28 protein-coding genes are annotated in these 25,977 nt (G+C 72.8%); 4 read left to right on the forward strand and 24 right to left on the reverse strand.

Translation table 11 applies throughout. The features are described from left to right. Positions 1–184 precede the first annotated feature (184 nt). Positions 185–1,489 (reverse strand): tyrosine--tRNA ligase, encoded by a 1,305-nt coding sequence (gene tyrS / locus HGB54_RS08130; RefSeq protein ID WP_168915987.1) that lies wholly within the window; start codon positions 1,487–1,489, stop codon positions 185–187. A gap of 114 nt (positions 1,490–1,603) precedes the next feature. Between tyrS and HGB54_RS08135 the strand changes: the two genes are divergently transcribed. Both HGB54_RS08135 and HGB54_RS08140 read left to right on the forward strand, forming a co-directional pair. Then, positions 1,604–2,233 (forward strand): DNA-binding protein, encoded by a 630-nt coding sequence (locus tag HGB54_RS08135; protein ID WP_168915988.1) that lies wholly within the window; start codon positions 1,604–1,606, stop codon positions 2,231–2,233. An 81-nt stretch (positions 2,234–2,314) separates the two neighbouring features. Further along, entirely contained in the window at positions 2,315–2,875 is a 561-nt protein-coding gene (locus tag HGB54_RS08140) for a hypothetical protein (protein ID WP_168915989.1), read from the forward strand. Here HGB54_RS08140 and HGB54_RS08145 read toward each other — a convergent pair. From HGB54_RS08145 to infC, 17 genes are all read right to left on the reverse strand, one after another. Beyond that, on the reverse strand, positions 2,859–3,515 hold the full coding sequence (locus tag HGB54_RS08145; protein WP_168915990.1) for a DNA-3-methyladenine glycosylase: 657 nt from the start codon (positions 3,513–3,515) through the stop codon (positions 2,859–2,861). The two genes, HGB54_RS08140 and HGB54_RS08145, sit on opposite strands and share 17 nt — an antisense overlap. 10 nt (positions 3,516–3,525) lie before the next feature. Next, entirely contained in the window at positions 3,526–4,953 is a 1,428-nt protein-coding gene (gene argH / locus HGB54_RS08150; protein WP_168915991.1) for an argininosuccinate lyase, read from the reverse strand. Then, a complete protein-coding gene (gene argF, locus HGB54_RS08155) occupies positions 4,953–5,897 on the reverse strand; it encodes an ornithine carbamoyltransferase (RefSeq protein ID WP_168915992.1) in 945 nt (314 codons plus the stop codon). Before argF ends, argH begins: the two co-directional genes overlap by 1 nt. After that, positions 5,894–7,114, reverse strand: a complete 1,221-nt coding sequence (locus tag HGB54_RS08160) for an acetylornithine transaminase (protein WP_168915993.1) — start codon at positions 7,112–7,114, stop codon at positions 5,894–5,896. Before HGB54_RS08160 ends, argF begins: the two co-directional genes overlap by 4 nt. Next, positions 7,111–8,016 carry an acetylglutamate kinase gene (argB, locus tag HGB54_RS08165; protein ID WP_168915994.1) on the reverse strand — a complete coding sequence of 302 codons (906 nt, stop codon included), beginning with the start codon at positions 8,014–8,016 and terminating at the stop codon, positions 7,111–7,113. The genes HGB54_RS08160 and argB overlap by 4 nt, the downstream gene beginning before the upstream one ends. Continuing rightward, entirely contained in the window at positions 8,016–9,167 is a 1,152-nt protein-coding gene (gene argJ / locus HGB54_RS08170) for a bifunctional glutamate N-acetyltransferase/amino-acid acetyltransferase ArgJ (protein ID WP_168915995.1), read from the reverse strand. The genes argB and argJ overlap by 1 nt, the downstream gene beginning before the upstream one ends. Further along, the gene (argC, locus tag HGB54_RS08175; protein ID WP_168915996.1) at positions 9,164–10,210 is read right to left on the reverse strand and encodes an N-acetyl-gamma-glutamyl-phosphate reductase; all 1,047 of its coding nucleotides are present in this window, start codon (positions 10,208–10,210) and stop codon (positions 9,164–9,166) included. The genes argJ and argC overlap by 4 nt, the downstream gene beginning before the upstream one ends. Before the next feature lie 27 nt (positions 10,211–10,237). Continuing rightward, positions 10,238–12,751, reverse strand: coding sequence for a phenylalanine--tRNA ligase subunit beta (pheT, locus tag HGB54_RS08180; RefSeq protein ID WP_168915997.1), 2,514 nt, complete (start codon positions 12,749–12,751; stop codon positions 10,238–10,240). Next, on the reverse strand, positions 12,751–13,791 hold the full coding sequence (pheS, locus tag HGB54_RS08185) for a phenylalanine--tRNA ligase subunit alpha (RefSeq protein ID WP_168915998.1): 1,041 nt from the start codon (positions 13,789–13,791) through the stop codon (positions 12,751–12,753). Before pheS ends, pheT begins: the two co-directional genes overlap by 1 nt. A gap of 69 nt (positions 13,792–13,860) precedes the next feature. After that, entirely contained in the window at positions 13,861–14,784 is a 924-nt protein-coding gene (locus HGB54_RS08190; protein ID WP_168915999.1) for an amino acid ABC transporter permease, read from the reverse strand. Next, complete coding sequence (locus HGB54_RS08195; RefSeq protein WP_168916000.1) at positions 14,781–15,428, reverse strand: amino acid ABC transporter permease; 648 nt, start codon at positions 15,426–15,428, stop codon at positions 14,781–14,783. Before HGB54_RS08195 ends, HGB54_RS08190 begins: the two co-directional genes overlap by 4 nt. A 73-nt stretch (positions 15,429–15,501) precedes the next feature. Beyond that, entirely contained in the window at positions 15,502–16,431 is a 930-nt protein-coding gene (locus tag HGB54_RS08200; RefSeq protein WP_168916001.1) for a glutamate ABC transporter substrate-binding protein, read from the reverse strand. 72 nt (positions 16,432–16,503) lie between these two features. Further along, entirely contained in the window at positions 16,504–17,241 is a 738-nt protein-coding gene (locus HGB54_RS08205; RefSeq protein ID WP_168916002.1) for an amino acid ABC transporter ATP-binding protein, read from the reverse strand. Positions 17,242–17,294: 53 nt separating this feature from the next. Next, positions 17,295–18,113 (reverse strand): TrmH family RNA methyltransferase, encoded by an 819-nt coding sequence (locus HGB54_RS08210; protein ID WP_168916003.1) that lies wholly within the window; start codon positions 18,111–18,113, stop codon positions 17,295–17,297. 107 nt (positions 18,114–18,220) lie between these two features. After that, positions 18,221–18,607 carry a 50S ribosomal protein L20 gene (rplT, locus tag HGB54_RS08215; protein ID WP_168916004.1) on the reverse strand — a complete coding sequence of 129 codons (387 nt, stop codon included), beginning with the start codon at positions 18,605–18,607 and terminating at the stop codon, positions 18,221–18,223. A gap of 32 nt (positions 18,608–18,639) precedes the next feature. Next, on the reverse strand, positions 18,640–18,837 hold the full coding sequence (gene rpmI, locus HGB54_RS08220) for a 50S ribosomal protein L35 (protein WP_168916005.1): 198 nt from the start codon (positions 18,835–18,837) through the stop codon (positions 18,640–18,642). Positions 18,838–18,864: 27 nt separating this feature from the next. Then, complete coding sequence (infC, locus tag HGB54_RS08225) at positions 18,865–19,836, reverse strand: translation initiation factor IF-3 (RefSeq protein ID WP_228545752.1); 972 nt, start codon at positions 19,834–19,836, stop codon at positions 18,865–18,867. A 253-nt stretch (positions 19,837–20,089) separates the two neighbouring features. Here infC and HGB54_RS08230 point away from each other — a divergent pair, with 253 nt between their 5' ends. Beyond that, on the forward strand, positions 20,090–20,419 hold the full coding sequence (locus HGB54_RS08230; protein WP_168916006.1) for a DUF1844 domain-containing protein: 330 nt from the start codon (positions 20,090–20,092) through the stop codon (positions 20,417–20,419). 42 nt (positions 20,420–20,461) lie between these two features. Here HGB54_RS08230 and HGB54_RS08235 read toward each other — a convergent pair whose 3' ends face one another. The 6 genes from HGB54_RS08235 to HGB54_RS08260 form a co-directional block, all read right to left on the reverse strand. Then, on the reverse strand, positions 20,462–21,262 hold the full coding sequence (locus HGB54_RS08235) for an SseB family protein (protein WP_168916007.1): 801 nt from the start codon (positions 21,260–21,262) through the stop codon (positions 20,462–20,464). Between the two features lie 8 nt (positions 21,263–21,270). After that, complete coding sequence (priA, locus tag HGB54_RS08240; RefSeq protein ID WP_168916008.1) at positions 21,271–22,020, reverse strand: bifunctional 1-(5-phosphoribosyl)-5-((5-phosphoribosylamino)methylideneamino)imidazole-4-carboxamide isomerase/phosphoribosylanthranilate isomerase PriA; 750 nt, start codon at positions 22,018–22,020, stop codon at positions 21,271–21,273. A gap of 86 nt (positions 22,021–22,106) precedes the next feature. Further along, complete coding sequence (gene hisH, locus HGB54_RS08245) at positions 22,107–22,745, reverse strand: imidazole glycerol phosphate synthase subunit HisH (protein WP_168916009.1); 639 nt, start codon at positions 22,743–22,745, stop codon at positions 22,107–22,109. A 2-nt stretch (positions 22,746–22,747) separates the two neighbouring features. Continuing rightward, entirely contained in the window at positions 22,748–23,353 is a 606-nt protein-coding gene (hisB, locus tag HGB54_RS08250) for an imidazoleglycerol-phosphate dehydratase HisB (protein WP_168916010.1), read from the reverse strand. Further along, positions 23,350–24,426 (reverse strand): histidinol-phosphate transaminase, encoded by a 1,077-nt coding sequence (locus tag HGB54_RS08255; protein ID WP_168916011.1) that lies wholly within the window; start codon positions 24,424–24,426, stop codon positions 23,350–23,352. The genes hisB and HGB54_RS08255 overlap by 4 nt, the downstream gene beginning before the upstream one ends. Before the next feature lie 100 nt (positions 24,427–24,526). Continuing rightward, positions 24,527–24,952 carry a LysM peptidoglycan-binding domain-containing protein gene (locus HGB54_RS08260; RefSeq protein WP_168916012.1) on the reverse strand — a complete coding sequence of 142 codons (426 nt, stop codon included), beginning with the start codon at positions 24,950–24,952 and terminating at the stop codon, positions 24,527–24,529. 276 nt (positions 24,953–25,228) lie between these two features. Here HGB54_RS08260 and lexA point away from each other — a divergent pair, with 276 nt between their 5' ends. Beyond that, positions 25,229–25,945 carry a transcriptional repressor LexA gene (gene lexA / locus HGB54_RS08265; protein ID WP_168916013.1) on the forward strand — a complete coding sequence of 239 codons (717 nt, stop codon included), beginning with the start codon at positions 25,229–25,231 and terminating at the stop codon, positions 25,943–25,945. Positions 25,946–25,977: the final 32 nt, after the last annotated feature.

A 25,977-nucleotide genomic window follows, 5' to 3' on the forward strand; every position in this document is an offset into this window, starting at 1 on the left:
ACGCTCGCGATCTCAGCCCGGCAAGGGCTGGTTCACGAGGAGGATCTCGTCCCACGTGAGGCCGGAAGGCTCTTCGGCTCTTCCGCACCTTTGGGGTGACGAGGGGATAATTTACGCAGGGTTCACGGGGGCGGGCAAATCAACTCCGCCGCCCGGGCGTGTCGCCCGTCGCGGCCCCCGACGATCACCGCAGACGCAGGCCGGCGAGGGTCTTCTTGCCGCGGCGCAGCACGGCGATCCCGCCCGCGAGGCCCTGGCCCTCGAGGGTCTCGGACTCCGACTCGACCTTGCGGTTGTTGAGGGCGACGCCGCCCTGACCGATCGCGCGGCGAGCCTCGCTGACGCTGGCCGAGAGGCCCGTGGCCACGAGCGCGGCGACCACCGTCTCCGACCCCGCGAGCTCGGCCTGGGGCAGCTCGTCGATCGCCGAGGCCAGAGTTGCCTCGTCGAGCGCGTGCAGGTCGCCGCCGCCGAAGAGCGCGGCGGAGGCATCCATCACGGCCGCGACGGCATCGGCGCCGTGCACCAGTCCGGTGACCTCGAGCGCCAGGCGTCGCTGCGCCTCGCGCCGGAAGGGCTCGTCGGCGACCTTGCGCGCGTACTCCTCGATCTCGGCGCGGCCGAGGAACGTGAAGACCTTGAGCCGCTCGACGACGTCGGCGTCATCGGTGTTGAGCCAGAACTGGTACATCGCGTACGGCGAGCACATCGCCGCATCGAGCCAGATGGCGTTGCCCTCGCTCTTGCCGAACTTGGTGCCGTCGGAGTTCGTGACGAGGGGCGTGCCGATCGCGTGCACGCTCGTGCCCTCGGCCTTGCGGATGAGCTCGGTGCCGCTCGTCAGATTGCCCCACTGATCGCTGCCGCCCGTCTGCAGGGTGCAGCCGTACTGGCGGTGCAGCTCGAGGAAGTCCATGCCCTGCAGCACCTGGTAGCTGAACTCGGTGAAGCTGATGCCCTCGTCGGAGTTGAGCCGCGCCGAGACGGCGTCCTTCTTGAGCATCGTGCCGACGCGGAAGAACTTGCCGACCTCGCGCAGGAAGTCGATGGCGCTCAACGGCGCCGTCCAGTCGAGGTTGTTCACCAGGGTGACCGGGTTCTCCCCCTCCGCTGGCAGGAACCGGCTCACCTGCCCCTGCAGGTAGCCCACCCACTCGGCGACCGTGTCGGGGGTGTTGAGCGTGCGCTCGGCGGTCGGCTTCGGATCGCCGATGAGCCCCGTCGACCCGCCGACGAGCGCCAGCGGGCGGTGCCCGGCGAGCTGCAGCCGGCGCATGAGCAGCAACTGCACGAGGTTGCCCAGGTGCAGGCTCGGCGCGGTCGGGTCGAAGCCGCAGTAGTACGTGATCGGCTCCCCCGCGAGCGCCTGCTTCAGGGCCGCCGCATCGGTCGAGACGTGCACGAGACCGCGCCAGACGATCTCCTCCCAGACGTCGTCGAAGCTGTCGTCGTTCTGCGGGATGGTGAGGGAGACGGGGGCTGCGGTCACGCGGTCAGGGTATCAGCGGGGCGCCGCGAGGACCGCGGTGGGGCATCCCTCAGGGGTTGACATGCGGGGCATCACCCCTGTACGGTTGATGCACCCCAGCCGAGGAGGACCATCGTGTTCGTCATCATCGCCGACCAGGTGGACAGCCGGCACGATCGCGACCACGTGGACGAGGCGATCGGGATGCTCACCGCACGGTTCGGCGACCGCCTGGTGCTGCCGCCCGAGCGCACGGCCGGCGACGAGCTGCAGCTGCTCGTCGCCGACGGCGCGACGGCCCTCGCCGCGACCCTCGCCCTGCTGCGCGACGACCACTGGCGCGCGGGCCTCGGCCTCGGAGCGGTGCTCGAGCCCCTCCCCGCCGGCGTGCGCGAGGCCTCCGGGCCGGCGTTCATCGCGGCGCGGGCCGCGGTCGAGGCCGCCGAGCGCCGTCCGCTGCGCTGCGCCGTGCGCGGGGATGCCGGCGCGGAGGACCTCGGGGCGCTCGTCGACCTGCTGCTCGCGCAGCGCTCGCGCTGGAGCGCGCAGGGCTGGGAGCTGCACGACCTGCTCGAGCGCGGGCTCACCCAGGGCGAGGCCGCAGCGCAGCTCGGCATCACGCCCCAGGCGGCGAGCAAGCGGGCGCGCGCGGCCGGTCTGCGGGTGGACGCCGAGGCGCGGGCGGCGATCGGGCGGCTGCTCGACGACCGGGCCGGTGCCGCGGCGGACAGCGGGGAGGCACCGACGGGGGTCGCCGGTGCCTGACATGCTGGACGCCGCGGCCAGCGCCGCCGCCACTGCCACTGCCACTGCCACTGGTCGCCCGCCTCGAGAGGAGCCCCGCCCGTGCTAACCGCCCTCGCCCCGCTCGCCGCGGTCGTCGGCTCGAGCGCGATCGTGCTGCTCATCGGGCTCTGCACGGTGCTGGCGGTGCTCGCCACCACCGAGGATCAGCCGCGCCTCGTCCTGCCGGGCGCGGTCGTGCTCGTCATCGGCGGCATCGGCGTCGCCGCGGATCAGCCGCTCGTCGCCGCGGAGGCGCAGCTCGCCGCCGGGATCGCGCTCGCCGCGCTCGGGGTCGCCGGCGGCGGTCCGGCGGCGGCCCTCGTGCTGCGCGCGGCGACGCGCGGCGGATCACCGGGCCGCAACGGCGGCATCCTCGTCGGCGACGAGCCCGGGCGGGAAGTGCTGCGCGGGGGCACGACGATCGGGTTCCTCGAGCGCATCGTCGTCATCGCCGCGGCGGTGCTCGGCCGGTGGGAGCTGCTCGCGGCGCTCATCGCCGTGAAGGGCCTCGGCCGGTTCCGCGACCTCGATGCCGGCGCCGCGACCGAGCGGTTCATCATCGGCACGCTCGTGAGCCTCATCTGGGCCGGCGCCGCCGGCGCCATCATCGCGCTCGCGTGACCGCCGCGCGGTAGGGCGAGACAGTCGGGTCGTCGGCGATCCAGAACCGCCAGGGGAAGGCCGCTCCCCCGCCCGGGCCGCTCACCCCCACGCGCGGGCCCTGGCGGATGCTCGCGGGCTGCGGCGACGCCAGCGCGGTCGGGAGCTCGAGCGCGAGCCCGTCCGGGGCGCCGAGCACCGAGCCGGAGTCGCCGAGCAGCACGCCGAGCGCCTGCGCCAGCCGCGCCGGCCCGCGCGCGAGATCGCGGAACGGGATCGCCTGCGGTCCGCGGGCTCCCGCGCGGCGCTCGCGGGCGAGCTCCTCCCCCGCGACGACCTCGCCCGCGCGCAGCAGGATCGCGGCCGCCGCGCCCTCCTCGCCGCCGACCACGTTGACGCAGGTGTGCATGCCGTACGTGAAGTAGGCGTACACGTGGCCGGGGCCGAGGAACATCGGCGCGGTGCGCGGCGTCGGGCCGCGGAACGCGTGCGACCCGGGGTCCTCCGCGCCCCGGTACGCCTCGACCTCGGTGAGCCGCACGCTCACACCGCGGCCGTGCAGCACCGCGCCCAGCAGACGCGGGGCGACGAGCACGGGGTCGCCGGCGAGCAGCGCGGCCGCCGCCGGGTCGGGCGCGGGGCGGGCATCCCGATCGGTCATGGGGCGGCGATCAGAGCGACGCGAGCCGCTCGTCGAGGTGGGCGCGCTGAGCGGCGACGGCGGAGGCCGCGGTGCCGCCCGCCGCCGAGCGCGAGGCGATCGAGCCCTCGACCGTGAGCACCTCGCGCACCTCGCCCGTGAGGCGCGGGTCGATCGCGGCGTAGTCGGCGTCGCTCGGCTCGTGCAGGTCGAGGCCCGAGCGCTCGCAGTGCGCGACGAGGGCGCCCGAGATCTCGTGCGCCTCGCGGAACGGGACCCCGCGGCGGACCAGCCAGTCGGCGACGTCGGTCGCGAGCGAGAAGCCCTGCGGGGCGAGCTCGGCCATGCGCTCGGGATGGAAGGTCAGCGTCGCGACCATGCCCGTGAAGGCCGGCAGCAGTACCTCGAGCGTCTCGACGGCGTCGAAGACGGGCTCCTTGTCCTCCTGCAGGTCGCGGTTGTACGCGAGCGGGAGGCCCTTGAGCGTCGTCAGCAGCCCGGTGAGGTCGCCGATGAGCCGGCCCGCCTTGCCGCGCGCGAGCTCGGCGATGTCGGGGTTCTTCTTCTGCGGCATGATCGACGATCCCGTCGAGTAGCCGTCGTGCAGGGTGACGAAGCCGACCTCTCGGGTGTTCCAGAAGATGATCTCCTCCGACAGCCGCGAAAGGTCGATGCCGATCTGCGCCGCGACGTAGGCGAACTCGGCGACGACGTCGCGGCTCGCGGTCGCGTCGATCGAGTTCTCGCTCGGCCCGAGGCCGAAGCCGAGGTCGGCGGCGACGAGCGCCGGGTCGAGCCCGAGCGAGCTGCCGGCGAGGGCGCCCGCGCCGTAGGGCGAGCGGTCGGCGCGCACCGCCCAGTCGCGCAGGCGCTCGAGGTCGCGCACGAGCGGCCAGGCGTGGGCGAGCAGGTGGTGCGCGAGCAGGATCGGCTGCGCGTGCTGCAGGTGGGTGCGCCCCGGCATGACGGCGACGGGATGCGCGTCGGCCTGCGCCGCGAGGGCGCCGATGAGCGCCCGCAGCTCGGTGCCGATCCGCGCCGCGTGCTCGCGCAGGTAGAGGCGCACGAGGGTGGCGATCTGATCGTTCCGGCTGCGGCCGGCCCGGAGCTTGCCGCCGAGCTCGGCGCCGACCTCGACGAGCAGCGCGGCCTCGAGCGCCCCGTGCACGTCCTCGTCCTCCGGCCGCGGCTGCAGCTCGCCGCTGCGCCAGCGCCGCTCGAGCGCGTCGAGCCCCGCGAGCATCCGATCGAGCTCCCCGGCCTCGAGGTAGCCCGCGGCCGCGAGGCCCCGCGCGTGCGCGCGCGACCCGGCGAGGTCGTAGGGCGCGAGCTGCCAGTCGAAGTGGGTGGAGCGGCTGAGCCGCTGCAGCTCGGGCGAGGGGCCGCCGGCGAAGCGCGCGCCCCAGAGCGAGCCCTCGTTGGTGGTGGCACCCGCCGGGGAGTCCGCCGTGGAGCTCATCAGCGGGCTCCGGCGGAGCGCTCGAGCAGCCAGACCAGCAGCGCCTTCTGCGCGTGGAGGCGGTTCTCCGACTCGTCCCAGATGACCGACTGCGGCCCGTCGATGACCTCGGCGTCGACCTCGTACCCGCGGTCGGCCGGCAGGCAGTGGAGGAAGATCGCGTCGGGGGCGGCGTGGGACATGAGCGCGGCATCCACCTTGTAGGGGCTGAGGACGGCGACGCGGGAGGCCTTCTCCTCCTCCTTGCCCATCGAGACCCAGGTGTCGGTGACGACGACGTCGGCGCCGGCCACCGCCGCCCGCACGTCGTGGTGCACCGCGATCGAGCCGCCGGTCGCGGCGGCGATGCGCTCGGCGTCGGCGATGACCTCGGGCTTCGGCGCGTACTCGGCGGGGCAGCCGACGCGCACGTGCATGCCCGCGGTGGCGCCGGCGAGCAGGTAGGAGTGCACCATGTTGTCGGCGCCGTCGCCGATGAAGGCGACGGTGAGGCCGGCGAGGCGGCCCTTGTGCTCGCGGATCGTGAGGAGGTCGGCGAGCAGCTGGCAGGGGTGGAAGTCGTCGGAGAGCGCGTTGACGACGGGGACGGTCGTGCCGGCCGCCATCTCCTCGAGGCCGGCCTGGCCGTAGGTGCGCCAGACGATCGCGGCGACCATGCGCTCGAGCACGCGCGCGGTGTCGGAAGGGGTCTCCTTGCCGCCGAGCTGGCTGTTCGCCGTCGAGATGATGAGCGGCTGACCGCCGAGGTCGGCGATGCCGACGGCGAAGCTCACGCGCGTGCGGGTGGACGACTTGTCGAAGATGACGGCGACCGTCTGCGGGCCCTCGAGCGGCCGGGTCGACCAGCGGTCGGCCTTCAGTCGCTCGGCGAGGTCGAGGATCTCGGTCTGCTCGGCGGGGCTCAGGTCGTCGTCGCGGAGGAAGTGGCGGGTGGTGGCGGTCATGATGCGGCGGCCTCCAGGCTCGCGGAGAACAGGGTCAGGAAGCGCTCGATCTCGGCGTCGCCGATGATGAGCGGCGGCGCGAGGCGCACGGTCGTGCCGCTCGCGGCGTTGATGATCAGCCCGCGCTCGAGGGCGGCGGCGACAACGTGCCCGGCGACGGCGCGGTCGAGCTCGACGCCGATGAGGAGCCCGCGACCGCGGACCTCGGTGACGAGCGGCGAGGCGAGATCGCGGATGCCCTGCATGAGCTGCTCGCCCCGCCGGGCCGCGTTGCCGACGAGATCGGCGCGCTCGATCTCGCCGAGCACGGCCACCGCGACCGCGGTCGCCAGCGGATTGCCGCCGAAGGTCGAGCCGTGCTGGCCGAGGGTGAAGAGCTCGCTCGCGGCGCCGGTGGTAACGAGCGCGCCGACGGGGACGCCGCCGCCGATGCCCTTCGCGAGCACGATCGCGTCGGGCAGGTCGCCCGGCTCGAGCTCGCCGGCGTGCTGGAAGGCGAACCAGTCGCCGGTGCGCCCGGCGCCGGTCTGGATCTCGTCGACGATGAGGAGCGCGCCGTGCTCGCGGGTGAGGCGGCGCGCGGCCGCGAGGAATCCGGCGGGCAGCGGCACGACGCCGGCCTCGCCTTTGATGGGCTCGAGGATCACGGCGGCGACGTCGGGGCCCATCGCGGCCTCGAGCGCGGCGAGGTCGGTCGGGATGTGCTCGACGCCCGGCAGCATGGGCTCGAAGGGCGCGCGCAGCGCGGCCTTGCCGGTGAGGGCGAGCGCCCCCATCGTGCGGCCGTGGAACCCGCTCTCGAAGGCGATGATGCGGGGCCGGCCCGTGCGCCGCGCGAGCTTGACGGCCGCCTCGATCGCCTCGGCGCCCGAGTTCGCGGGGTACACGCGGCCCGACTCCCCCGCGCCGGTGAGGCGCACGAGCGTCTCGGCGAAGGCGACGGCGGGCGGCGAGGTGAAGTAGTTGCTGACGTGCATGACGCGCGCCGCCTGGGCGGCGATCGCCTCGACGACCACGGGATGCGCGTGGCCGAGCGCGTTGACGGCGATTCCGGCGAGGAAGTCGAGGTACTCGGCCCCGTCGACGTCCCACACCCGGGCGCCCTCGCCGCGCTCGAGCACCGCCATCGGGGTCGGGGCGGAGCGCATCGCGACGTGCGCGAAGCGGGAGCGGTACTGCTCGGTCTGCTCGCCCGTGACGGGCTGCGGCTCGCTCATGCGGGCACCACCTCCGTGCCGATGCCGTGCTCGGTGAAGATCTCGAGCAGCACCGAGTGCTGCTGCCGGCCGTCGATGATCGCCGCACGGGGGACGCCGCCGTCGACCGCCTCGAGGCAGGCGGCCATCTTCGGGATCATGCCCGACTCGAGGCCGGGCAGCATCGCGCGCAGCTCCTCGCTGCTGATCGAGGAGACCAGCGAGTCGCGGTTCGGCCAGTCGCTGTAGAGGCCGGGCACGTCGGTCAGCACGACGAGCTTCTCGGCGCCGAGCGCGACGGCGAGCGCGGCGGCCGCGGCGTCGGCGTTGACGTTGAGGCTGTGGCCCGGAGCATCCATGTCGGGGGCGATGGAGGAGACGACGGGGATGCGCCCCGCCTGCACATGGGCGAGGACGATCGAGGGGTCGACGCCGACGATGTCGCCGACGTGGCCGAGGTCGTGCTCCTCGCCGTCGACGACGACGCCGCGGCGGCGGCCGCGGAAGAGGCCCGCGTCCTCCCCCGAGACGGCGGCCGCGAGGGCCGGGTCGAGGCGGTTGATGAGCCCGACGAGCTCGCGGCTGATCTGGCCGGCGAGCACCATGCGCACGACGTCGATCGCCTCGGTGCTCGTCACCCGGTAGCCGCCCTTGAACTCGCTCTCGATGCCGAAGCGATCGAGCATGGCCGAGATCTGGGGGCCGCCGCCGTGCACGACGACGGGCTTGAGACCCACCGTCTGCAGGTAGACCATGTCGTCGGCGAAGGCGCGCTGCAGCTCGGGGCTGACCATCGCGTTGCCGCCGAACTTCACGACCACGATGCGGTCGCGGAAGCGGCGGAGCCAGGGCAGCGACTCGATCAGGGTGCGCGCCTTCTCGGTCGCGAGGGCGAAGTCGGAGGACTCGTGGAGGGTGCTCATCAGGAGGAGTATGCGCTGTTCTCGTGGACGTAGTCGTGCGTGAGGTCGTTCGTGAGGATGGTGGCGGTCGCCTCGCCGACGCGGAGGTCGACGAGCACGTGCACGGCCCGACCGCTCAGGTCGACCTCGTCGCGCGGGCGATCGGGGCCGCCCGCGGTGCAGACGCGCACGCCGTTCATGCTGACGTCGACGTCGTAGGGGTCGAAGGCGGCACCGGTCGTGCCGATCGCGGCGAGCACGCGGCCCCAGTTGGGGTCGTTGCCGAAGACCGCGGCCTTGAAGAGGTTGTTGCGGGCGATCGAGCGGCCCACCTCGACCGCGTCGTCCTCGGACGCTGCGCCGACGACCTCGATGCGGATGTCGTGGCTCGCGCCCTCGGCGTCGGACTGCAGCTGCGCGGCGAGATCGAGGCAGAGCGCGGTGAGCTCCGCCTCGAACGCCGCGGCGTCGGGGGCGATGCCGGATGCTCCGCTCGCCATGAGCGTCACCTGATCGTTGGTCGACATGCAGCCGTCGGAGTCGAGCCGATCGAAGCTGACGCGGGTCGCGCGGCGCAGCGCCGCATCGAGGTCCGGAGCCGGGAGGTCGACGTCGGTCGTGATGACCACGAGCATGGTCGCAAGGCCCGGGGCGAGCATCCCGGCGCCCTTCGCGATGCCGCCGATCGCCCAGCCGTCGCCGCGGCGCTCGGCCGTCTTCGGCACGCTGTCGGTGGTCATGATGGCGCGGGCCGCGTCCATTCCGCCCTCGGCGCCGAGCGCGGCGGCGGCCGCGGTGACGCCCGCGAGGAGGCGGTCGCGATCGAGCTGCTCGCCGATGAGGCCGGTCGAGCAGACGAGCACCTCGCCCGCCCCGACCTCGAGCGCCTCGGCGACGGCCTCCGCCGTGGCGTGCGTCGTCTGGAAGCCCTGCGCGCCGGTGAAGCAGTTGGCGCCGCCCGAGTTGAGAACGATCGCGGCGACCTCGCCGTCGGCGATCGCCTGCTGCGACCAGATGATGGGGTTGGCCTTCGCCCGGTTGCTCGTGAACACCGCGGCGGCGGCGCGGCGCGGGCCGCGGTTGACGATGAGGGCGAGGTCGGCGGCGCCGGAGCTCTTCAACCCGCAGGCGACGCCCGCGGCCTCGAAGCCGGCGGGGGCGGTCACGGTCACGGGGCGACTCCGTCGAGGGGAAGGCCGAGCGTCTCGGGCAGTCCGAGCGCGATGTTGAGCGACTGCACGGCGGCGCCGGCCGTGCCCTTCACGAGGTTGTCGAGGGCGATGACGATGACGACCCGGCCGGCGTCCTCGTCGACGGCGAGCCCGATCAGCGCTGTGTTGGCCCCGAGCGCGGCGGCCGTCGTCGGGAAGGAGCCCTCGGGCAGCAGGTGCACGAAGGGCTCATCGGCGTAGAGGCCATCCCACGCGGCGCGCACGGCGGCCGGGTCGGTGCCGGGCACGAGGCGCGCGGTGACGGTCGCGAGGATGCCGCGGCTCATCGGCACGAGCACGGGCGTGAACGAGATGGTCGGGTCGACGCCGCCCGCGAGCCGCACGTTCTGCAGGATCTCGGGGATGTGCCGGTGCACGCCGCCGACCGCGTAGGGCGCGGCCGAGCCGAGGATCTCGCTCGCGAGGAGGTTCGTCTTCAGCGCCCGGCCGGCGCCGCTCGGGCCGACGGCGAGGGCGGCGGTGAGATCGCCGGGCTCGATGAGCCCGGCATGGATGCCCGGCACGAGGCCGAGCGAGACGGCCGTGACGTTGCAGCCGGGCACCGCGATGCGCCGCGCGCCGACGAGGGCCTCGCGCTGGCGCGATCCGTCGGCGTGCGGGAGCTCCGGGAGCCCGTACGCCCACGCGCCGTGGTGCTCGCCGCCGTAGTAGCGCGCCCAGTCCTCGCCGCTCGTCAACCGGTGATCGGCGCCGAGGTCGAGCACGATCGTGTCGTCGGGCAGCTGCGCGGCGATGGCGCCGGAGGTGCCGTGCGGCAGGGCGAGCACGACGACGTCGTGCCCGGCGAGCTGCTCGGGGCTGGTCTCGGTGAAGCGCAGGTCGGCGAGGGAGCGCAGGTGCGGGTGCACGTCGATGACGCGCTCGCCGGCGTTCGAGTGCGCGGTCGCCCGGCGCACCTCGAACTCGGGGTGGGCCGCGAGCATGCGCAGCGCCTCACCCCCGGCGTAGCCGCTCGCGCCGGCCACCGCGACTGAATACGGCATGCCTCTAGCTTAGGAGCCGCTCGAGGCTCAGCCGCGCAGCACGGCGCCGAAGCGCTCGGCCGCGAGCGCGAGCCCGGCGTTCTTCGCCTCGGTCGCCTCGGCCGCGGTGAGCGTGCGGTCGGCCGCCCGGAACCGCAGCGCGAGCGTGAGCGACTTCGTGCCGGGCTCGAGGCCCTCGCCGCGGTAGTCGTCGACGAGCACGGCCTGCTCGAGCAGCGCGCCCGCGCCCTCGACGACCGCGTCGCGCACGGCGCCCGCGGGGGCGTCGAGCGGCACGACCACCGAGAGGTCCTGCGTCGCCGCCGGGTAGCCGACGATCGGCGCGGCCTGCACGATGCCGTCGCCGAGCGCGACGAGCCGGTCGAGGTCGAGCTCGACGACGCCGACGCGGCGCGGCAGGTCGCGCTCCTCCGCGATCGCGGGAAGCAGCTCGCCCGCGATGCCGACGCGCTCGTCGCCGACGAGCAGCACGGCCGTGCGGCCGGGGTGCAGGGCGGGGTGCGCGCCCGACTCGATGCGCAGGCTCACGCCCGCGACGGCGGCGATGGTGCGAGCGGCGTCGAGCGCGTCGGCGAGCCCGGCGGGCTCCGGCTGCTGGCCGATGCCGCGGGCACGTTGATCGCCGACGACGAGCGCGGCCACCGACCAGGGCTGGTGCGGGATGCTCTGCTCGAGCTCGCGCAGGGCATCCTCATCCGGCCGCGCCGTGCCGAACGGCACGCTCGGCACGCCGTACTCGCGCCCCTGCTCGGGCAGGAACACGCGCCCGATCTCGAAGACCGCGAGGTCGGTGAGGCCGCGGGCGAGGTTGCGGTGCGCGATCGCGGTGAGCCCGGGGAGCAGGCTGCGGCGCAGCATGGCGGTCTCGGCGTCGATGGCGTTGGCGAGGCGCATCTGCGCGACGCCCTCGCCGGCCATGAGCTCGTTGTCGGAACTCGAGACGAAGGGGTAGGCGAGCACCTCGGTGAGCCCGGCGGCGGCGAGCGCCTGCCCCAGCGCGCGGCGGACGCGCTGCGAGCGGGTGAGCCCGCGGCCGGGCGGGGCGACGGGCAGCGTCGCGGGGATGCGGTCGTAGCCGACGATGCGCGCGATCTCCTCGACGAGCGAGGGCGCGTCCACGAGATCGGGCCGCCAGCTGGGCGGCTCGACGAGCCAGCCCTCGCCCTCCGGCTTGATGCGGCAGCCAACCGCGATGAGCGAGTCGGTGATCTCGTCGAGGGAGTAGTCGACGCCGATGAGGCGGTCGGCGAAGCCCTCGGGCAGCGCGATCGAGTCGGGGCGCTTGGCCTCGATCCAGGCCGAGCCGAGGTCGTCGACGGTGCCGCCGGCGAGCTCGACCAGCAGGTCGACGACGCGCTGCGCGGCGGGCTCGGCGACGAGCGGGTCGACGCCGCGGGCGAAGCGCTTCGAGGCCTCGCTCGGCAGCTTGTGGCGGCGCGCGCTGCGGGCGATCGACACGGGGTCGAAGTTCGCGGCCTCGATGAGCACGTCGCGCGTGGTCGCGTCGACCTCGGTGTGGGCGCCGCCCATGACGCCCGCGATGCCGATGGGGCCGGAGTCGTCGGTGATGAGCAGATCCTCGGCGTCGAGCGTGCGCGTCTGGTCGTCGAGGGTGACGATCGTCTCCCCCGCGACGGCGCGGCGCACAACGATGCCGCCACTGAGCTTGCCGAGGTCGTAGGCGTGCAGCGGCTGCCCGAGCTCGAGCATCACGTAGTTGGTGATGTCGACGGGCAGCGAGATCGACCGGATGCCGGCGAGCCCCAGCCGGCTCGCCATCCATGCGGGCGTCGGCCGCGAGGGGTCGATATCGCGCACGACGCGCGTGACGAAGACGTCGCAGCCGCGGCGCCCGCGCACGGGGGCGCGGTCGTCGACGAGCACGGCGAAGCCCGTGCCCTCCCCCGGCTCGGAGCGCTTGGCCGGGTCGCGCAGCACCGCGCCGGTCGAGTTGGCGTACTCGCGCGCGATGCCCCGCACCGAGAGCGCATAGCCGCGGTCGGGCGTGACGTTGACCTCGACGGCGATGTCGTCGAGCCCGAGCAGCGCGATCGCGTCGGTGCCCGGCTCGGCGTCGAGGCCGAGCGTCTCGAGGCGCAGGATGCCGTCGTGCTCGTCGCCGAGACCGAGCTCGCGGGCGCTCGCGATCATGCCGTCGGAGACGTGGCCGTAGGTCGTGCGCGCCGAGATGGGGAACGGCCCGGGCAGCACCGCGCCGGGCAGACTCACGACCACCTTGTCGCCGACCATGAAGTTGCGGGCGCCGCAGACGATGCCGCGCACCTCCCGCTCGCCGTCCTCTTCCCGCACGCCCGTCGCGACCTGGCACCAGCGGATGGTCTTGCCGTTCTTCTGCGGCTCCTCGACGAAGTCGAGCACCTCGCCGACGACGATCGGCCCGGTGAGGGCGCCGCCGTGCACGCCCTCCTCCTCGAGCCCGACCTTGACGAGGGCGGCGTGGAGGTGGTCGGCGTCATCGGCGGGCGAGCCCTGCGCGGGCACGTCGACGTACTCGCGGAGCCACGAGAGGGGGATGCGCATCAGACCACCATTCCGAACTGCTGGGAGAAGCGCACGTCGCCCTCGATCATGTCGCGCATGTCCTGGACGCCGTTGCGGAACATGAGCGTGCGCTCGATGCCCATGCCGAAGGCGAAGCCCTGGTACACGTCGGGGTCGATGCCCGCCGCGCGCAGCACGTTCGGGTTGACCATGCCGCAGCCGCCCCACTCGATCCAGCGCGGCCCGTCGCGGAACGTCGGGTGCCAGACGTCGAGCTCGGCGCTCGGCTCGGTGAAGGGGAAGTAGTTGGGGCGCAGGCGGATGCGCGCGCCCTCGCCGATGATGGCCCGCGCGAGGTGCTCGAGCGTGCCGCGGAGGTGAGCCATGGTGAGGCCCTTATCGATCGCGATGCCCTCCATCTGGTGGAAGACCGGCGTGTGCGTCGCGTCGAGCTCGTCCTTGCGGAACGTTCGACCCGGCGAGACGACGTAGACGGGCAGCGGCCGCTCGAGCAGCGAGCGGATCTGCACGGGGCTCGTCTGCGTGCGCAGCAGCAGGTGCTTCTCGATCGGGTCGACGAAGAAGGTGTCCTGCGTGCCGCGCGCGGGGTGGTCGGCGTCCATGTTGAGGGCGTCGAAGTTGAACCACTCGTTCTCGAGCTCGGGCCCCTCCGCGACCTCCCAGCCCATCGCGACGAAGACGTCGCTCATCTGCTCCATCATCGTGGTGAGGGGATGGCGGGCTCCGGCGAGCCCCAGGGGGGCGACCGCCGTCACGTCCACAGTCTCCGCCGCCAGGCGGGCCTGCTCCTCGGCGGCGGCGAGCTCGGCCTCGCGGGCCGCGATCGCCTGGTTCACGCGGCCGCGGGCCTGGCCCATGAGCTTGCCGGCCGCGGCCTTCTGCTCGTTCGGCAGGTCGCGCAGGCCGGCGTTGAGCCGCGCGAGCGGCGAGCTCTCTCCGGCATGCGCCGCGCGGGCGCGCTTGAGGGCGGCCAGGTCGGGGGCGTCGGCGACGGCGGCGAGGGCCGCCTCGACGACCGCCGCGACGGACGACTCGGTGAGGTCGGGGGTGTCAGGCACGAGACGAGAGTCTAGCCAGGATGCCCGGGCGGGCCCGCGCGGCGGGAGCCGGGCATCCCGTACCGCCCGTCACTGGATGGAGCCGCTGCCGCCCGTGTAATCGCTCTCGGTGCGGTGCCGCGACCGCTCGGCCGCGCGCTGCACGGGCACGACCGTGGTGTCGGCCATCTCGCCGATCGCGCTGCGCGCCGCACGACGGGTCGCCCGCCCGCCCGGCGTGCGGGAGGCGAGGCGCCGGGCGATGTACGACAGCGTCAGGTTGACGATGAGGAACGCGCCGAGCGTGATGACGAAGAACGAGAAGCCGTACTGCGAGAAGCCGTAGAACTCGGCCAGGGTGCGCTGGCGGCGCACGAGCTCCTCGAGGCCGACGATGTAGCCGAGCGACGAGTCCTTCAGCAGCACCACGAGCTGCGCGACGATGATCGGCGTCATCGAGCGGAAGGCCTGCGGGAACTCGATGAGCAGGCGCGCCTTGAGCGGCGTGAGCCCGAGGGCGAGGCCCGCCTCGCGCTGACCCTTCGGCAGGGCCACGATGCCCGAGCGCAGCGCCTCGCCGATGATCGCGCCGTTGTACAGGCCGAGGCCCAGTACGACGGCCCAGTACTGCGAGGTCGCGAAGAGGATGAGGATGAAGAACATCATCAGCAGCACGGGCATGCCGCGGAAGAACTCGAGCACGATGGTGGTGGGCACGCGCACGAGCGCGACCTTCGACAGGCGCAGCACGGCGAAGACGCTGCCGAGCACGACCGCGATCACGCTCGCGATGACGGCGACCTGCAGGGTGACGAGCAGCGCGCCGCCGAGGGCCGACCAGACGAGCGGGTCCTGGAAGATGTCCCAGCGCTCGTAGTCGAAGAGCCCCTCGCCGCCGAGGGTCAGCAGTACCCAGGCGAGCACGCCCGCGAGCAGCAGGCCGGTGGCGATCGAGGCGATGAGCGAGCGTCGGCGGGCCTTCGGGCCGGGGACGTCGTAGAGCACGGAGGTCATCGGAGCACCGCCACCTTCTTCTCGAGCGCATCGGCGAGACGGCCGAGCGGAATGGTGATGGCGAGGTAGCAGAGGGCGATCACGACGAAGATCAGGATGGTCTCGTTCGCGTAGGCGTTCGCGAGACGGCGGCTCGAGGCGAAGAGCTCGAAGACGAGGAAGCCGCCGGCGACGGAGGTGTTCTTGGTCAGGGCGATCGTGACGTTGAGGATCGGCGGGATGACCGAGCGCACGGCCTGCGGCAGGATCACGTGGCGCGCCGTCTGCCCGAAGGTCAGACCGATCGAGCGGGCGGCCTCGGCCTGGCCGACCGGCACCGAGTTGACGCCCGAGCGGATCGCCTCCGAGAAGAACGGCGCCGTGTACAGCGTGAGCGCGACGATCGCGCTGAACTGGAAGTCGATGATGACGCCGAGGCGCGGCATGACGAAGACGAGCAGGAAGAACACGAGCGTGAGCGGGGTGTTGCGCAGCAGCTCGGTGAAGCCGGTCGCGACCCAGCGCAGGCTCGGCACGGGCGAGATGCGCATGACGGCGAGCACGACGCCGAGGGGCAGCGCCAGCAGGAACGTGAGCGCGAGCATCCTCAGGGTGGCGAGGAAGCCCTCGAGCAGGACGTCGCCGCTCTCGATCAGGAATTGCACGGTGCCTCGTCTCGTCGGGCGGGATCAGGATGGCGCGGGGCGGCCGGTGGCCGCCCCGCGCCGGGAGAGCTGACTAGTAGCGGTCGACGGCCGGGGGCTCCGGCGTGTCGAGCACGACGCCCGCGGTCTCCTCGAACAGGCGCGCCCAGGTGCCGTCCTCGTAGGCCTCCTCGAGCACGTCGTTGATGAACGTGCGGAAGGCGTCGTCACCGAGCGGCACGCCGATGCCGTAGGGCTCCTCGGTGAAGGTGTCGCCCACGAGCTCGAACTCGCCCGGGTTCTGGTCGACGAAGCCCGACAGGATGACGTTGTCGGTGGTCACCGCGACGACCTGGCCGTTGCGCAGCGGGTCGAGGCAGTCGCTGTAGGCGCCCGCGGCGAGCAGCTCGGCGCCGTACTCGTCGGCGATCGTGGCGGCCGGGGTCGAGCCCTCGACCGAGCAGACCGGGAGGCCCTCGACGTCCTCGGGGCCCTCGATGCCCTCGGGGTTGCCGGCGGCGACGAGGATCGACTGACCGGCCTCGAAGTACGGCCCGGCGAAGCCGATGCGCTCCTTGCGGGCGTCGTTGATCGTGTAGGTCGCGACGACGATGTCGACCTGGTCGGTCTCGAGGAACGACTCGCGCACGGAGGAGATCGCCTCGCTCCACTCGATGTTCTCGAACGGGATGCCCAGCTCGGCGGCGACGAGCGCCGCGATCGCGACGTCGAAGCCCACGGGGTTGCCGTCGGGGCCCTGCAGGCCGAACAGCGGCTGGTCGAACTTGGTGCCGACGCGCAGGGTGCCGGCCTCGGCGAGCTCGGCCATGGTCGTGCCCTCCTCGAACTCCGGGCTCTCCGCGATCTCGAGGTTGTAGGGGCCGTCGCCCGTCGCGGGCGCGTCGCCCGAGTCGTCGACGCCGCCGGGGCCGGCGCTGCCGGCGGGGGCGCAGGCGGTGAGGCCCAGCAGGAGGGCCGCTCCCACGGCCGTGAGCAGAGTGGTCTTGTTACGTCGAATTCGCATGCGTACCCCTTGGTGTCGTATCGAGTGTGATCGGTTTGGAACGGTGCTGTGCCGGTGCGGCGGGAGGGAGGTCTAGTGGTTGAGGATCTTCGAGAGGAAGTCCTTGGCGCGGTCGCTCTTCGGGTTGTCGAAGAACTCCGCCGGCGTCGCGTCCTCGACGATGCGGCCGTCGGCCATGAACAGCACGCGGTCGGCGGCCTTGCGGGCGAAGCCCATCTCGTGGGTGACGACGATCATCGTCATGCCGTCCTTGGCGAGCTGCACCATGACGTCGAGCACCTCGTTGATCATCTCGGGGTCGAGGGCCGAGGTGGGCTCGTCGAGGAGGATGAGCTTCGGGTCCATGGCCAGGGCGCGGGCGATGGCGACGCGCTGCTGCTGGCCGCCCGAGAGCTGGGCCGGCATCTTCTGCGCCTGGTTGCCGACGCCCACGCGGTCGAGCAGCTCCATGGCGCGCTTCGTGGCGTCGGCCTTCGAGACGCCGCGCACCTTCATGGGCCCGAGCGTCACGTTCTCGAGCACGGTCTTGTGCGCGAAGAGGTTGAACGACTGGAACACCATGCCGACGTCGGCGCGCAGGGCGGCGAGCTCGTTGCCCTCGGCCGGGAGCTTCGTGCCGTCGATGCGGATCTCGCCGCTGTCGATCGTCTCGAGGCGGTTGATGGCGCGGCAGAGCGTCGACTTGCCCGAGCCGGAGGGCCCGATGACCACGACGACCTCGCCCTTGGCGACGCTGGTGCTGATGTCCTTGAGGACGTGGACGTCACCGAAGGACTTGTTGATGGTGTCGACTTCGACGAGAGCAGGCATAACCGCCACTCAAGCACACCCCGCGGAGGGGGGACAAAGCGAGGCCCTATTCGTTACACGCTCGAAACGCCCGCGCGGCGCTGCGCGAAGGCCGACTCGTAGAGGCAGACGGCGGCGGCCGTGGCGAGGTTGAGCGACTCCGCACGGCCGTAGATGGGCACGACGACCGCGGCGTCCGCGAGCGCGAGCTGCTCGGGCGTGAGCCCGCGGGCCTCGTTGCCGAAGAGCCACGCGGTGGGAGCATCCAGCCCGCCCGCGGCGCGCTCGGCGAGCAGATCGCCGCCCGAGACGTCGGCCGCGAGGATGCGGGCGCCCTCGGCGCGCAGCCGCTCGAGCGTCGGCTGCAGCTCGACGCCGACGACGACGGGGACGTGGAAGAGCGAGCCGGTGGTCGCCCGCACGGCCTTGGGGTTGAAGGGGTCGACGCTCGTGCCCGTGAGGATCACGGCGTCGGCGCCCGCGGCATCCGCGACGCGGATGATCGTCCCCGCGTTGCCCGGATCCCGCACCTCCTCGAGCACCGCCACGAGCCGCGGGCGGGCGGCGAGCACCTCGTCGAGGCTGGAGGGGAAGGTCGCGCAGACGGCGACCATGCCCTGCGGCGTGACCGTGTCGGCGATGGCCTCGAGGACGGGACCGGTGACCTGCTCGATGCGGATGCCCGCGGCACGGGCATCCCGGATGAGCGCGGACGCGCGATCCTCGGCGGCGGCCGTCACGAAGATCTCGCGCACCAGCTCGGGGCGCCAGCGCACCGCCTCGTCGACGGCCTGCGGGCCCTCGACCAGGAACAGCCCCGTCTCGGCGCGCTGCGCGCGCTTGGAGAGCTTCGCGGCCGCGCGGACGCGGGGCGAACGGGGGTTGTCGATCATGGCGCCATCGTATCGACGGCCGCGTGAACGACGGGTGACACGCGGACGGCGCGCTCCCCCGGTCTCCCGGGGAGAGCGCGCCGTCGGGCGTGCGGTGATGCTGCTGACTACGCGGCGGTCTTCGGCGCCGAGGTGTCGGCGGGGAGAGCGGCCTTCGCGACGGCGACGATCGCGCTGAACGCGGCGGCGTCGTTGACGGCGAGGTCGGCGAGCATGCGGCGGTCGACCTCGACGCCGGCCAGGGCGAGACCCTGGATGAGGCGGTTGTAGGTCAGGCCGTTCTGGCGCGACGCGGCGTTGATGCGCTGGATCCAGAGGCGACGGAACTCGCCCTTCTTCGCGCGACGGTCGCGGTACGAGTAGACGAGGGAGTGGGTGACCTGCTCCTTGGCCTTGCGGTACAGGCGCGACCGCTGACCGCGGTAGCCCTCTGCACGCTCGAGGATGACGCGACGCTTCTTGTGGGCGTTGACTGCCCGCTTGACTCTAGCCATGTTCGGATTCCTTCAGTTCTGGTGGCTCGGCGTTACTTCTTGCCGATGAGCTTCTTGATGACCTTGGCGTCGGCGGGGGCCAGCACGACCTCCTTGTTCAGTCGGCGAGTGAGCTCGCTCGACTTCTTCTCGAGGTTGTGGCGCATACCGGCGCCCTGCTTCATGACCTTGCCGGAGCCGGTCAGCTTGAAGCGCTTCTTCGCACCGGAGTGGGTCTTCTGCTTGGGCATGGTGTTCCTCTTCCTTGTTCCAGGTCTCTACTCCGCCGAGGGGGCGGGGGTCTTCGGAGCCGCGGGAGTGCGCGGCGTGGGGGCGTTCTTCGGCGTGGGCTTGAGCGGCGGCTTGCCGACGGCCGGCTTCGGCGTCGACTTCGCCGCGGGCTTGCTCGACGCCGGCTTGCTCGTCGCCGGCTTCGCGGCGGCGGGCTTCTCCTCGGCCGGAGCGGCCTCGGTCGTCGGCGCGTCGGCGGTCGCCTCGGCCGCGGGCGCGGCGGCCGGCGGGGCCGCCTTGCGGGCGGCGGCGGGAGCCTTCACGAACTCGGCGGGCAGCACCTCGGCGGGAGCCTCGGCCACCGTCTCGGTCGCGGCGTCCTCGTCGGACTCGGCGCTCGGAGCGGCGTCATCCGCCTTGCGCGCCGCCTTGGCCTGTGCGCGGGCCGCGTTCTGCTCGGCCTTCGCGTCGGCCTTGTTCTTGTGGGGGCCGATGATCATGACCATGTTGCGACCGTCGATCGTCGGGGTCGACTCGACGGCTCCGAACTCGGAGACCTCCTCCGCGAAGCGCTGCAGCAGGCGGACGCCCATCTCGGGGCGCGACTGCTCGCGGCCGCGGAACAGGATCATGGCCTTGACCTTGTCACCGGCCTGCAGGAAGCCCTCGGCGCGCTTGCGCTTGGTCTCGTAGTCGTGCTTGTCGATCTTCAGGCGGAAGCGCACCTCCTTGAGGATGGTGTTCGCCTGATTGCGTCGGGCCTCCTTGGCCTTCTGCGCAGCCTCGTACTTGAACTTGCCGTAGTCCATGACCTTGACCACGGGCGGCTTCGAGTTGGGGGCCACCTCGACGAGGTCGAGGTCGGCCTCCTGCGCGAGCCGCAGGGCCACCTCGATCTTGACGACACCGACCTGCTCGCCTCCGGGGCCGACGAGTCGGACCTCGGGGACGCGGATTCGGTCGTTCGTTCTCGGTTCGCTGATGCGCTTCTCCTCTTTCATGACGGTGATCAGCCGCACGCCGGGGGACCCGGCCTGCGCGAAAGAGGGTGCTTCATCCGAACGGCGCACGGCGCCGCTCCACCCGCAGCATCGTGCGGCCGGAGCCGACGAGCGGGGTGCATCTACCCGGTAACCTAGTGAGGCGGTCAAGCGCGGGTGGGAGGAATCTCCACTTTCGTACCGGGGATCTGGCCCCGGAGCCCGCATAACACTAGCAGTACCGTCGCGTGCCGGGAAGTCACGCCCGAATCCAGCTCCCCCGGAAGGCTCCATGAGCGAGAACGACGCCGCCCGCGACATCGCGGACGTGCCCGCAGTCGAGATCATCAACACCGTCGCGGTGCACCTGCTCAGCGCCGCCGCGGTGAAATGCGGGCTCTCGGAGGCGGGCGAGGACGAGATCGACCTCGCCGAGGCCCGCAAGCTGATTGTCTCGCTCGCCGGCCTCATCACGGCGGCCGCCCCGGAGCTCGGCGACCACCACGCCCGCGTGCTGCGCGACGGTCTGCGCTCGGTGCAGCTCGCATTCCGCGAGGCCTCGCCGTTCCCCGACGCTCCGGGCCAGGGCCCGGGCGAGAAGTACACCGGCCCCGTCACCTGATCGCGGGCCGCCGACGGTCGGCCGGCAGCGGGTCGACGGGCGCTACTCCGCCGGCATCACCACCGGTTGGATCGACAGCGAGTCGACCCGTTCGGCCACAATCGCATCCCGCGACCAGCGCTCGCCGATCGCAGCGAGCAGCGCGCGCAGGCGCTCCGGGCTCGTGCCGGCGGCCACCGCGAGGCGCACCACGACCTCGGCGCCGGTGCCGCGCGCCGTCGGATCCCCCGCGACGGGGGCGACGGCGATGATCTCGGGATGCTCCTCCGCGGGCCCGGCGATGGCCTCGAGCACCTCGGCGTCGTCGAGCGCCGGGGTCCACTCCGCTCCGCGGGCGATCGCCCACACGGCCGGGCGTGGGAGCACGACCTCGGTGTCGGCGCTCGTCGCGTCGATCACCACGCGGTCGGTCTGCTCGCTCGCGGCGGCGAGGGCGACCCGGCGGGCGTCGGCGGGCACGGGGCGAGCATCCGCCCGCCACCGCGTCATCGCGGCGACCGAGGAGAAGACCGGCAGGATCGGGCGGCCGTCCGGGCCGGAGACGGTGATGATCGAGAGCTCCTGCGTCTTGTCGACGCGCACGCCCTGATCGTTCAGGCCCTCCTCCCCCGCCACGGCGACGAGCGGGATGAGGAAGCGGCTCTCGCGCACCGCGTCGACCACCGCGGTCAGCGGCGCCTCGCCGGCGCGGAAGGCGGCCATCGCCGCGAGGAACGCCGGCGGGGCGGTGCCGTCATCGCCTGCCGCCGGGTTCGGGGTGAAGGAGCGACCCGCCCAGGGCTGACCGGCGGAGTCGGCCGCGGGACCGTGGGCGTGGTCGTGGTCGTGCGCGTCGGCCGGCACGGCGACGGTCAGTCGCCGGCGACGTCGAGCGCCTCGGGGAGCGTGAACGCCCCCGCGTAGAGCGCCTTGCCGACGATGGCGCCCTCGAGGCCGAGCGGCACGAGCTCGCGCAGCGCGGCGATGTCGTCGAGGCTCGAGACGCCGCCCGAGGCGATGACCGGGCGGTGCGTGCGCTCCATGACCTGGCGCAGCAGATCGAGGTTCGGGCCCTTGAGCGTGCCGTCCTTCGTCACGTCGGTGACGACGTAGCGGGCGCAGCCGGCCTCCTCGAGGCGCTCGAGCACGTGCCAGAGGTCGCCGCCCTCCTCCGTCCAGCCGCGCGCGGCGAGCGTCGTGCCGCGCACGTCGAGGCCGACCGCGATCGCCTCGCCGTACTCGGCGATGACGTGGGCGGCCCACTCGGGGTTCTCGAGCGCGGCGGTGCCGAGGTTGATGCGCTTCGCGCCCGTCGCGAGGGCGGCCTCGAGGCTCGCGTCGTCGCGGATGCCGCCCGAGAGCTCGATGTTGACGTTGCGCGGCGTCGCCTTCACGACCTTCTGGATGATCTTGCGGTTGTTGCCGCGGCCGAAGGCCGCGTCGAGGTCGACCAGGTGGATCCACTCGGCGCCGTCGCGCGCCCACTCCTCGGCGGCGTCCACCGGGTCGCCGTAGCTCGTCTCCGAGCCGGCCTCCCCCTGGGTGAGGCGGACGGCCTTGCCGCCCGCGACGTCGACCGCCGGGAGCAGGGTCAGCGCGGGGATTCTGGTGAACTCGCTCATGGTGTCTTTCCGTGGGTATCGACGGGGTTCCGGGTGAAGTCGCAACGAGCACAGAAGCGTACCCCTCTCTCGAGGGGCCGCCGTGCTCAGAGAGTGCTCAGCCAGTTCCCCAGGAGGCGGAGACCGGCGTCGCCGGACTTCTCGGGGTGGAACTGCGTCGCCCAGAGCGGTCCGTTCTCGACGGCCGCGACGAAGCGCTCGCCGTGCTCGGAGAAGGTCACGAGCGGGGCGGCGATCGCGGCGTTCGTGACCTCGAGCTGCCAGCTGCGGGCGGCGTAGGAGTGGACGAAGTAGAAGCGCTCGTCGTGCAGGCCCGCGAAGAGGCGCGACTCGGCGGGAGCATCCACCGTGTTCCACCCCATGTGCGGCAGCACGGGGGCGTGCAGCTCCTCGACGACGCCGGGCCACTCGCCCAGGCCCTCGGTGACGGCGCCGCGCTCGTCGCCGCTGTCGAACATGATCTGCATGCCGACGCAGATGCCGAGCACCGGCCGACCGCCCGCGAGCCGGCGGTCGATGAGCTCGTCGCCGCGCACGGCGCGCAGCTGCTGCATGACCGCGCCGAATGCGCCCACACCGGGGACGAGAAGGCCATCGGCATCGCGGATGCGGCCGCGATCAGCCGTGATCTCGACGCGGGCGCCGGCGGCCTCGACGGCCTTCGCGGCCGAGTGGATGTTGCCGGAGCCGTAATCGAGCACGACGACGGTGGGGAGGGCGCTCACGGTCAGAGCGCGCCCTTGGTCGAGGGGATGCCCGAGACGCGGTCGTCGCGCTGCACCGCCTGGCGCAGCGCGCGCGCGAAGGCCTTGAACTCGGCCTCGGCGATGTGGTGCGGGTCGCGGCCGGCGAGCACCGTGAGGTGCACCGTGAGCCCGGCGTGCATCGTGATGGCCTCGAAGACGTGGCGCACCATGGATCCGGTGAAGTGACCGCCGATGAGGTGGAACTCGAAACCGGCGGGCTCGCCGGAGTGCACGAGGTACGGGCGGCCCGAGACGTCGACGACGGCCTGCGCGAGCGCGTCGTCGAGCGGCACGAGCGCGTCGCCGAAGCGGGCGATGCCGGACTTGTCGCCGAGGGCCTTCGCGATGGCCTGGCCGAGCACGATGCCGGTGTCCTCCACCGTGTGGTGCACGTCGATCTGCGTGTCGCCGTGCGCCTCGACCTCGAGGTCGATGAGGGAGTGCTTGGCGAGGGCCGTGAGCATGTGGTCGAAGAAGGGCACCGTCGTCGAGATCGACGAGCGGCCCGTGCCGTCGAGCTCGACGGAGAGGCGGATGCTGGACTCGCTCGTCTCGCGACGGAGCTCGGCGGTGCGCGGGGAGGTCACCGGCCCATCCTACCGAGCACCTCGAGGAACTCCGTGGTCTCGGCCTCGGTGCCCGCCGTGACCCGGAGATGGTTCGGGATCGCAAGATCGCGGATGAGGATGTCGTGCTCGAGGAGGTGCTCGAACACGCCCCGGGGATCGTCGACGCCCCCGAACAGCACGAAGTTCGCCCAGCTCTCGTGCGGGTCGTAGCCGAGCCGCGCGAGCTCGACGACGAGGCGGTCGCGCTGCTCGCGGATCGCCCCCACCGTGGCGAGCATCGCCGGGGCGTGCTGCAGGGCGGCCACGGCCGCCGCCTGGGTCAGCGCCGACAGGTGGTACGGCAGCCGCACCAGCCGCAGCGCGTCAATCACCGCGGGGTCGGCGGCGAGGTAGCCGAGCCGGCCGCCGGCGAAGGCGAAGGCCTTGCTCATGGTGCGGGAGACGACGAGCCGGGGCCGCCCCTCGAGCAGGCTCAGCGCGCTCGGCTCGCCCTCGGGCATGAACTCGGCGTAGGCCTCGTCGACCATGACGATGCCGCGGCTCGCGTCGTGCACCGCCTCGATGACGTCGAGCCCGAGCGGCGTGCCCGTCGGGTTGTTGGGGGCGCAGAGGAAGACGAGGTCGGGGTCGTGGCGCTCGATCGCGGCGACGGCGGTGCGCGTCGTGATGCGGAAGTCGTCGTCGCGGTCCGCGGCGATCCACCGCGTGCCCGTGCCGGAGGCGATGATCGAGTGCATCGAGTACGTGGGCGGGAAGCCGAGCACGCTGCGGCCGGGCCCGCCGAAGGCCTGCAGGATGTGCTGGATGACCTCGTTGGACCCGTTCGCCGCCCAGACCCGCTCGGGCCCGATGCCGGCGCCGAGGTAGTCCGCGAGGTGCTCGCGCAGGGCGGTGAACTCGCGATCCGGGTAGCGGTTGATGCTGCGCAGCTCGCGCTCGATCGCGCTCGTCACGTGCGCGATGACCTCGGGCGGCACGGGGTGCGTGTTCTCGTTGACGTTGAGGGCGATGCGCACGGGCTTCTGCGGAGCGCCGTAGGGCGTCTGACCCCGCAGGTCGTCGCGGATGGGGAGGTCGGCGAGGGAGGTCACCGCCTCATCGTAGAGGCGGCCGGCCGGGGGCCCGGTGGAGGGACGAGGGCCTGGCCGGCGGCGCGGGCGACGGCCGGGTCGGTGGTCGGGGCCGGTCGGCTCAGTCGACGTAGGCGGCGGGCAGGACCAGCGTCTGGCCGGCCTGCACGGCACCGCCGTCGAGGGCGTTGACCGCGACGATGTCGGCGACGACGTCGGCCGGGTTCGCCTCCGGCGCGATCGCCTCGGCGAGCGACCAGAGGGTCTGCCCCGCGGACACCGTGACCGTGACGGTGCTGCCGCCCTGGTCGGCGGCGGCCACGCCCCCGTTCAGCACCGCGAGGAGGATCGCGACGATGAACGGGAGCGCGACGAGGACGGAGAGCACGGCACGACCGCGGGGGGTGATCCGGAGCCGCGTGCGGGGAGCAGGCGCGGCGGCGAGCGATGCGGCAGGACGGCGCGCAGGGGTGCGGGGCGCCGGGCTGCTCGGATCGATCGCACGGATGTCGATCGCACGGATGGTGGTGACGGTTGCGGTGCTCATGGTGTCCTCCCGGGGGAAGTAGTGACAGGCCCCCGGCGACGGACGCCGCCGGGGTTGCACCGCCTCTCGGCCGGGAGAGAGCGGTGCGAACCTGTGTTCCGAACATACATTCGATCGGTCACGGATTCAAGCCCGTACTCGGAACTCGTCCCCCTGGGCGGTGCGACACACTCGAACAGGTGTTTGAGCGGAGGCGCCGCACTGGATAGAGTTTCGAAGACTCACGGGCAGTCCATCGGGGACCACCGACATTCGTGAGGATGGGATGGAGCGGCCATGGCGTCGAACAGCGGAGCGAGCGGGCGCAGCGGCGCGGACCGCACGGCGTACGAGCCCACCGGCCCGGGCACCCGGCGGCGGACCACCCTCAGCGACAAGCAGCGCTCGATCCTCGGCGTGATCCAGGCCTCCGTTGCGCAGCGGGGCTACCCGCCGAGCCTCCGCGAGATCGGCGAGGCCGTGGGGCTCTCCTCCCTCTCGAGCGTCTCCCACCAGCTCGGGCAGCTCGAGCTCAGCGGGTACCTGCGGCGCGATCCGAATCGCCCGCGCGCGCTCGAGGTGCTCATCGACATCGAGGCGCCCTCGGCACCGGACTCCCCCACCAGCCCCTCCGTCGGCGACGCCGCCATGGTGCCGCTGGTCGGACGCATCGCCGCCGGCATCCCGATCACGGCGGATCAGCAGGTCGAGGAGGTGTTCCCGCTGCCGCGGCAGCTCGTCGGCAAGGGCGAGCTCTTCATGCTCAAGGTCGTCGGCGACTCGATGATCGACGCCGCCATCTGCGACGGGGACTGGGTCGTCGTGCGACAGCAGAGCACCGCCGAGAACGGCGAGATCGTCGCCGCCATGCTCGACGACGAGGCGACCGTCAAGGTGTTCCGCCAGCGCGACGGCCACACCTGGCTGCTGCCGCGCAACTCGGCGTTCGAGCCGATCGTGGGCGACTACGCCACCATCCTCGGCAAGATCGTCGCGGTGCTGCGCTCGGTCTGAGCCGCGACCGCCCGCACCGCAGCCGCTCGAGC

The sequence above is a fragment of the Microcella flavibacter genome (genome assembly GCF_012530535.1).
Classification (GTDB): Bacteria; Actinomycetota; Actinomycetes; order Actinomycetales; family Microbacteriaceae; genus Microcella; species Microcella flavibacter.